Annotated in this window: 8 protein-coding genes and 1 tRNA gene; 7 read left to right on the plus strand and 2 right to left on the minus strand. The window is 63.7% G+C overall.

Going from position 1 to position 7,668, the window contains the following annotated elements; genetic code table 11:
- Positions 1 to 1,915 (minus strand): propionate catabolism operon regulatory protein PrpR (gene prpR, locus AC27VE_RS30615; protein ID WP_488705842.1); only part of this gene is annotated, 1,915 nt, incomplete at its 3' end.
- A gap of 178 nt (positions 1,916 to 2,093) precedes the next feature.
- On the opposite strand from prpR, the gene AC27VE_RS30620 reads away from it, so the two are divergent.
- The 6 genes from AC27VE_RS30620 to AC27VE_RS30645 all read left to right on the plus strand — a co-directional run bounded on the left by AC27VE_RS30620 (position 2,094) and on the right by AC27VE_RS30645 (position 6,653).
- Entirely contained in the window at positions 2,094 to 3,074 is a 981-nt protein-coding gene (locus AC27VE_RS30620) for a Bug family tripartite tricarboxylate transporter substrate binding protein (RefSeq protein WP_488705843.1), read from the plus strand.
- Between the two features lie 74 nt (positions 3,075 to 3,148).
- Positions 3,149 to 4,150, plus strand: a complete 1,002-nt coding sequence (locus tag AC27VE_RS30625) for a quinone oxidoreductase family protein (protein ID WP_488705844.1) — start codon at positions 3,149 to 3,151, stop codon at positions 4,148 to 4,150.
- A 78-nt stretch (positions 4,151 to 4,228) separates the two neighbouring features.
- A complete protein-coding gene (locus AC27VE_RS30630; protein WP_427957145.1) occupies positions 4,229 to 4,732 on the plus strand; it encodes a hypothetical protein in 504 nt (167 codons plus the stop codon).
- A complete protein-coding gene (locus AC27VE_RS30635; protein ID WP_488705845.1) occupies positions 4,729 to 5,169 on the plus strand; it encodes a DUF3806 domain-containing protein in 441 nt (146 codons plus the stop codon). The genes AC27VE_RS30630 and AC27VE_RS30635 overlap by 4 nt, the downstream gene beginning before the upstream one ends.
- 104 nt (positions 5,170 to 5,273) lie before the next feature.
- Positions 5,274 to 5,639, plus strand: coding sequence for a DUF1294 domain-containing protein (locus AC27VE_RS30640; protein ID WP_424626656.1), 366 nt, complete (start codon positions 5,274 to 5,276; stop codon positions 5,637 to 5,639).
- A 138-nt stretch (positions 5,640 to 5,777) separates the two neighbouring features.
- Positions 5,778 to 6,653, plus strand: coding sequence for a leucine-rich repeat domain-containing protein (locus tag AC27VE_RS30645; RefSeq protein WP_488705846.1), 876 nt, complete (start codon positions 5,778 to 5,780; stop codon positions 6,651 to 6,653).
- Positions 6,654 to 6,812: 159 nt separating this feature from the next.
- On the opposite strand, the gene AC27VE_RS30650 is transcribed toward AC27VE_RS30645, so the two are convergent.
- Positions 6,813 to 6,887, minus strand: a tRNA-Arg gene (locus AC27VE_RS30650).
- Between the two features lie 231 nt (positions 6,888 to 7,118).
- Between AC27VE_RS30650 and AC27VE_RS30655 the strand changes: the two genes are divergently transcribed.
- Positions 7,119 to 7,668 (plus strand): c-type cytochrome (locus tag AC27VE_RS30655; RefSeq protein ID WP_488705847.1); only part of this gene is annotated, 550 nt, incomplete at its 3' end.

The following is a 7,668-nucleotide window of genomic DNA, read 5'->3' on the forward strand; positions in this document are numbered from 1 at the left end:
TGCGCCATAGCGTGCTGCGGCTGACACCCAATTTACGCGCCGCAGCGGCGTGATTGCCCCCGCACTCGGCAAGCACTGCTTGCGCGTACTCCCGCTCCCCCGATCGCCGCACAGACGTCAGCGTAGCGGCGTCATCCATGATCTGCCCGCCCGGCCTGTCCAGCAACGCCCGGATCGCCGCCGCATCCAGCGGCGCATCTTGTTCCGCACACGCCATCGCAATCCGCTGCGCCACGTTTTCCAGTTCGCGTCCATTGCCTGGCCAATCATGATCGGCCAGGGCCGCAGGTAAAACGTCCAACACCGCCTGTTCGTACTGGTCCAGGCCCGCGTCGCGCATCGCCTGCGACACGAATCGCCGCGACAACGCATCGACATCGGCCGGCCGCGACTTCAGTGGCGGCACGGCCACGCACAGCACCGCAATGCGGTAGTACAGGTCTTCGCGAAACGTGCCCTCGCGCACCATCGCCAACAGGTCGCGGTGCGTCGCCACGATGACGCGCAGGTCCACTGGCGTGGCGGTGACTGCGCCCACGCGCGTGATTTCGCGTTCCTGCAACACACGCAGCAAGCGGGTCTGCAGCGCAAAGGGCAGCTCCGCGATCTCGTCCAGGAACAAGGTGCCCTGATGCGCGGCTTCGACCAGTCCCGCTTTGCCCGACCGGCGCGCGCCCGTAAAGGCCCCTTCCTCATAGCCGAACAGCTCACTTTCCAGCAGGCTTTCCGTCAACGCGCCGCAGTTGACCGCGACGAACGCATGGTGACGGCGCGGACTGGCGTGGTGCATGCCCTGCGCCAGCAGTTCCTTGCCGACCCCGCTTGGCCCGGTGATCAGCACCGTCGCCTCCCCGCGCGTGGCATAGATGCGGCACCGGCCGACCACGGCCTGCATCGGCGGCGACGCCTGCACGATCTGGTCCAGCGTATAGCTCGCGCCCGCGCCCTTGCGGCGTTCGTGGCGGCGCAGCTTGTGGAATGCCTGCCGCACGTCGTTGGACTCGCGCAAGGTGTAGACCGCGCCTGCCACCACCCCGCCTTCGTGCAGCACCGAACTGTCCACCACCACCTGCCGCCCCTGGAAGGAGTACACGCCCGAACCGCCCCGCGCTGCGTTGCGCAACGCCTGACCGGGATCCAGTTCCGGGACGCCTGCATTCAACAGCGCGCCGATCGCCAAGGGCGGGGCACTGCCCGTCAGCCTCTGCGCAGCCGGATTGGCCGCCACGACACAACCGCGCGCATCGACGGCGACGACCCCTTCATGCAAGTGCTCCAGGACGTTCGCCAAGGTAATGCGGCGCGACTTCTCGGCCTGCTGCGCCACCCCCAGGTTGATCGCGTCTTCCAGCGCCGCGTTGACCGAATTGCGCGAATACAGGAACACGCCGGCCATGCCTTGCTGCTGCGCAAGGTGCACGGCCAGACCAGCGCCTATCACGACCTGCACGCCCTCGGCCTGCAACGCCGCCACGGTATTGCGCGCGTCGTTCTCGGTGTCGTAGGCGCGCACGTCCAGCTTCAGGTCGAACTCCCGGATGAACTGCCGCATTTCCTCGGGCACATGCCGGTACAGCATCAATGCGATGCGGTCTGAAACCTGGCGCGCACGCGCTAAAGCGGCCATGACGTCGTACCCGCCCACGCGTACGGCGACGACCGGAACGTCCAACTGCGACCGCAAATAATCGGCATTCGCGCCCGCCGTCAGGATCACGTCGCAAGATTCCGTGCGCAGCTTGGCGCGGATCATGTCTGCGGCGTCATCGAAATGGGCCTTCAGCATCTGCACGCGCGCGCGGTCCGCGTAATCCGGTGCGCAACGCTGCACCAGGGGCAGCAGCTCATAGGCGCTGACGGCCCAGATTGAAAGCGGGCTGGGAGTCGGGGCCGGGTAAGGCGGGTCGGCTGGCATGGTGATGTCTCATTTTTGAATGCTTGTGTTTCAAATATAGATCAACCGGGATTACCAAAAACGCCTGCCACTTAAAAAAGCCTTTCTTATCAATGCCCCTGACCATCCCGCCCCACTGGCACGGCTTTTGCATGGCTTGCCTGACTCTGAATGCAGAGCACAAGACCAGGAGACCTCCATGCAACGCAGACATTTTCTTGGGGCGGGGTTGGCATTGCCCGCCCTGCCCGCCTTGTTCAACACCGCCCGCGCCGCCCCTGCCTACCCGGCCTCGCCGATCACCTTGCTCGTGGCGTATGTGGCTGGCGGCAGCACGGATCAGCGCGCGCGCCAATTCGGCGCGTTCATGGCGCAGGCGCTTGGCCAGCCCGTGATCGTGCAGAATCGCCCCGGCGCGGCAGGCAATATCGGCACCGAGGCCGTCGCCCGGGCGAAACCCGACGGCTACACCCTGGGCATGGGCAACCTGGCCCCGTTGTCGGTCAATCGCAGCCTGATGCCGGCCGGCGGGTTCGATCCCGTGTCGTCACTGACGATGATCGCGTTGATCGAGCGCGGCCCGTTGATGCTGGTCGTCAATGCGGACTCTCCCCATCGCGACGTCCCGTCGCTGCTAGCAGCCGCCCGCGCTAAGCCTGGCGGCCTTTCCTACGGATCCAGCGGCGTGGGCAGCGCGCACCACCTGTCGGGTGAACTGTTGAAAAGCCTGACCGGTGCGCCTGTGACGCACGTGCCTTACAAGGGCGGCGCCGCGGCGGTCACCGACCTGATCGGCGGCCACCTGGATTTCCTGTTCGAACCCATGTACTCCGCGATTCCCTACACGCGGTCCGGAAAGCTGCGCGCGCTGGCGATCACAAGCGAACACCGCTCGCCGATCGCGTCCGACGTGCCCACCATGGCGCAAGCGGGCGTGCCGGGCTTTCACATGGAAAACTGGCAAGGGCTGATCGGCCCCGCCGGCATGCCGCCCGCCGTGGTCCAGCAGCTGAACGAGGTGGTGAACCGTGCCCTGCAAGACCCAGCCATCCGCGAACAGATGCTGGCCCAAGGCAATGAATTGGGCGGCGGCACGCCCCAGGAATTCACCGACCTGGTGCGTGCTGAATCCATCCGATGGCAGGCACTGATCGCCCGGACGGGCATCGCCGTGAACTAGCGGCGCGCGATTTGAGGGCCAACTGCCCTACCTTTGAACACAGCAAGACTCGACACACAGCAGCGGAAACCATCATGAGAGCCATTTCTATCGAACAATACGGCGGCCCCGAGGTCCTTCAATGGAGGCAGGACGCGCCCGTCCCCGAACCCGGCCCGGACGACGTCCTGGTACGCGTCGCGTATGCCGGCGTCAACTTCATGGACATCCACACGCGTCAAGGCAAGTACGCCGCGTCGCGCACCTACCCCGTGCGCTTGCCGTGCACGCTGGGCATGGAAGGCGCGGGCCGCGTCATCGCCGTCGGCCACAACGTGACGACAGTGAAGGCAGGCGATCGCGTCGCCTGGTGCATCGCCTGGGGCAGCTACGCGGACTATGCGCGCATCCCCGCCGCCCGGTGCGCGCGGCTGCCCGACAGCGTTGCGTACGATGTGGCGGCGGCAGCGATCTTCCAGGGAAGCACCGCCCACTATCTGGTGCAGGACGTCGCGCAACTGCGAGCCGGCGCAACGTGTCTCATCCATGCGGCGTCCGGCAGCATCGGGCAGCTATTGGTCCAGTGGGCCAAGCATCTGGGCGCGACCGTCTACGCCACCGCCAGCAATGCGGAAAAGTGCAGCGTCGCCATGGCGCGCGGCGCGGATGCCGCCTTCCTCTATGGTGACGGCCAGTTCGCCGACGACGTCCTGGAAGCGACCGCGGGCCGCGGCGTGGACGTGGTGTTCGATTCCGTGGGCCGCAAGACGCTGCGCGACAGCTTCCGGGCGACGCGCACACGGGGCCTGGTCGTCAATTACGGATCCGTGTCGGGTTCATTGCAGGACCTGGATCCCATCGAACTCGGCGAAAGCGGATCGCTGTTCCTCACCCGTCCCAGGCTGGCCGATCACATGCAGGATGCGCAGACCGTGCAACGCCGCGCCGATGCGGTGTGGGCCGCCCTGGCCTCCGGCGCGTTGACGATGGAAATCGCCGGACGCTACACGCTGGAGACGGTCGCCCAAGCCCACGAACGCATCGAAAGCCGCGTGCAGATCGGCAAGGCGGTGGTGGAAATCGATCGCGGCGCGTAATGGCGGCGATGGCGGACGGATGCGGCAGACTGACGGTTAACATTGGCCGACTCATCAGAGTCGAACAACCGGAAAACCATGGAACTCACCCTACCCTCCAGTCTTTTGAAGCCCCTTGAACGCGAGGCCGCCGATGCGCAACGCACGCTGCACGCGCACATCCTGAAGAAGCTGGAAGCCGTCACCCCGCCCGTCGAGGCCATCGACCCCAAGGTGCTGAAGGCGGGCTTGCCGCAATTGGTGGACTATCTGTCGCGGCTGCCCGGAACGACCGTGCTGTCCTCTAAAGTCACGCCCGACGCGTATTGGTGGGTCAAGCTGACCATCGATCTGCAGCACCCGCTGGCCTGGCAGGTCGTGCAGGAGCTGGGGTTCGTATTGAACGATGCGTCGGTGCATGACAAACTGCCGACCGTCTTCAAACCAGTATCTCCCCCTCCTTATTTGAATGGCGGTCCGCAGGAGTTCCTATCCTGGGTGATCGAATCTACCTACAACTACATTGACCCCGCATGGATCGCGCAGACGCTGGAAGGCTATCTGCCCCGTCCTGTGGATGACTTGACCAAGTGGAACGCATGAACGAAGCCATGGAAGCCGATTTCCAACCGCTACCCGCCAGCATGCTGGAACACATGCAATCGCGGCGCGCTCTTCTCCATACGCGGGTCGCCCACCATTTTCCCGAGGACGAACTGAGCCACACCGCGGCTGACTTCGATCTTCTGCAACGCATCGTCGATGCCGGCATCCTGGCCGCCGAAGACGTGGCCGAATGGGAAGCCATGGGCATCGCATTCGGTGATGGCCTGACGACCCTGGTCCCCGGTCTGGCCTGGGCGCAGGTCACCGATCAATACGGCACCGACGCGGTCCTGCGGTACCGGCAGACAAGCCTGCAGATCGGCGTGGTCACCATGCTGCTTAAACGTGCCGAGGCGGACGAGGCGATCGACATCGCGCACATGGCGCAATGGCTGCAGGCCTTCATCGAAGAAAAAGCCCACGAATACCAATAAGCATGGCGCCGCCTCCTACCCGAAACCCGAACCCCAGGCAGTTGAACCAGGCCCCGGCCCGACGCCCGTCAGGACGTCGCACAGGGCGCAAAAGCGGCCCGCCTTTGCTGCTGGCGGCGGCGTTCGTATTCGCTTATGGACTGGCAGCCTTGCTGTGGCGGGTGCCGATCGCGGTAGGGCTGGGCTATCTGGTGCTGAGCGCGCTCACGTTCACGGTCTATGCCGTCGACAAAGCGGCCGCCCGCGCGAACCGGCAGCGCGTTCCCGAGAAAACCTTGCATATCCTCGCCCTGATCGGGGGCTGGCCCGGTGCGTTGGTCGCGCAAGAATGGCTCAGGCACAAGTCGGTGAAGCCGGCCTTCCGTGCCGTGTTCTGGATCACCGTGGCGATCAACATTGGGGTGTTTGTTTTTCTGGCTTCGCCCTACGGCAGATCGCTGCTGGCGCCGTATGTTCTGGCGCTGAACTGATATCTGATGCCGCACGGAGCCCATTGATGCTGTGGTTAACTCGGGGACCGGTCGGTGGCTAAATGATAGACATCGGGCACCTGATGATGTGTCGAGGATGCACGTAAACTGGTGCTCCAACATTCACCGGAACGCCGCATGTCATTCGTCCCGTTTTCGACGCCGCAGCCCGGCCGCGATAAAACCTGGGGGCTGATACATAGCCGTCAGGCTGCGCAATTGCAGGTGCCGAACAAACCCGTGGTGTTTTACGACGCGCCGCCGGATGCGGCCACGCTGGCCCAGATTGAATCCGTGCATGTCTGGGCGCCGCATGGCGATCCGTTGACCGAAATGCCGGCGCTCATCGCCCGAATGCCTTCGTTGGTGGAATTATCCATGGGGCCAGGCGCGATCGACCCCAGTGTCATGACCGGCCTGCGCGCGGACATGTTGCCCGACAGCCTGCGCCACCTTTCCCTGCATCCCAGTCAAAACACCTACACCTGGAAGGGCGGCGCGATGCCCAGGCTGGAGTCCCTGACCGTGGGGGCAGCGTTGCGATTTGAACCGGAAGATTTTCCGGCGTTGATGTCGTTGTCGGCGGTTCCGGATCGGCGCGGCGTCATGTTGGATCGCGCATTGCAATTGCCGCTGAAGGAACTGAATCTGTGGAATGTGCCGTTCGACACGTCCGTGTTCAATCGGCTTGCCGCATTGCCGCTGGTGGCGCTTGGCGTCGTTAACGGCCGCACCTTGGAATCTCTGGCAGGTATTGAGCAGCTTGCTGGTTTGCGTTCGCTACTGGTGAAGAACCAAGGAATATTGCACACGATTCGACCCATTGCCGCGCTGTCGAACCTGGAGAAGCTGAACATTCAATACTGCAAGCGAATTGCGGATATTGACGTGCTGGGAGAATTGTCTGCGCTACAAGAACTCACGCTGGTGGGTTGCGGCGATGTCGGTCTGGGTACGCTGGAAGAGACTTTGCGAGCGCGCTTGCGGCGTTCAAATATCGCGGCGACGCAATAAGCGTGTGGAGCGAAGAACACGGCGCATCGTGGCCATTGCGGCCCATCGCCCTTCATTACGGCCCATTACGGCCGGGGTGCGTGCACCCAAGTACACCCAATTCCTTGCCCCTGGCTCAAGGCCATGTCGGCGGCAAAAAAACGTAAGTCTTTGATTGGGTGGCGCGCCCGACAGGAATCGAACCTGTATCAAGAGCTTCGGAAACTCTCATTCTATCCATTGAACTACGGGCGCAGCGCAAGGAGGCGACATTGTACCTAGTTTTCGATAGCGTGCATGAAGTGGATCAAATCTTCCGTCAATCTCATCGAAAACCCCCGCAGCGTCATTGGACGCCCGTCCCTGACACCGTTATATAATCCAGCGTTTGCTTGCAGGCGGATGCGTCACGGGTTCGCCGATTTGTGCAGTTACTGATTTTCTGTTGCCGCCGCCAGGCGCCCCACCCGTTAGCAGGATTTGGTCATGAGCAACGAGCAGGAACACATAGAAGAGCACTCCTCCCCCATCAAGACCCCCAAGCAACTGGTCGTCACGATCGTTCTATCTTTCGTGATCCCAATCGCCATCATCATCCTCCTGGTGAACATGGTGGTCTCCGGCACCAAGGTCGGCGCCGGCTCCGATACCCTGACTGAAGAAGCCGTCACCAAGCGCATCGCGCCGGTCGCGGGTTTTGCGCTGGTCGACGCCAACGCGCCCAAGGTGTTCAAGACGGGCGAACAGGTCTTTGCCGCGGTCTGTACGGCCTGTCACACCGCCGGTATTGCCGGCGCACCCAAGATGGGCGACAACGCGGCCTGGGCGCCGTTCATCAAGTCCGGCTACGACACGATGCTGAACGTGGCCCTGCACGGCAAGGGCGGCATGCCCGCCAAGGGCGGCAACCCCACGCTGTCCGACTATGAAGTCGCACGCGCGGTCGTCTACATGGCCAACAAGTCCGGCGCCTCGCTGCCCGAACCGGCGGCTCCCGCCGAGGAAGGCGCGAAGAAGGAAGCGGATGCGGCGCCTG

This window comes from Achromobacter sp. 18P8.1.1 (assembly GCF_057799415.1).

What these genes read in the sequence shown, in the direction of transcription:
- AC27VE_RS30620 (WP_488705843.1), top strand. Translation starts at nt 2,094, where the DNA reads ATGCAACGCAGACATTTTCTTGGGGCGGGGTTGGCATTGCCCGCCCTG.
- AC27VE_RS30625 (WP_488705844.1), top strand. Translation starts at nt 3,149, where the DNA reads ATGAGAGCCATTTCTATCGAACAATACGGCGGCCCCGAGGTCCTTCAA.
- AC27VE_RS30630 (WP_427957145.1), top strand. Translation starts at nt 4,229, where the DNA reads ATGGAACTCACCCTACCCTCCAGTCTTTTGAAGCCCCTTGAACGCGAG.
- AC27VE_RS30635 (WP_488705845.1), top strand. Translation starts at nt 4,729, where the DNA reads ATGAACGAAGCCATGGAAGCCGATTTCCAACCGCTACCCGCCAGCATG.
- AC27VE_RS30645 (WP_488705846.1), top strand. Translation starts at nt 5,778, where the DNA reads ATGTCATTCGTCCCGTTTTCGACGCCGCAGCCCGGCCGCGATAAAACC.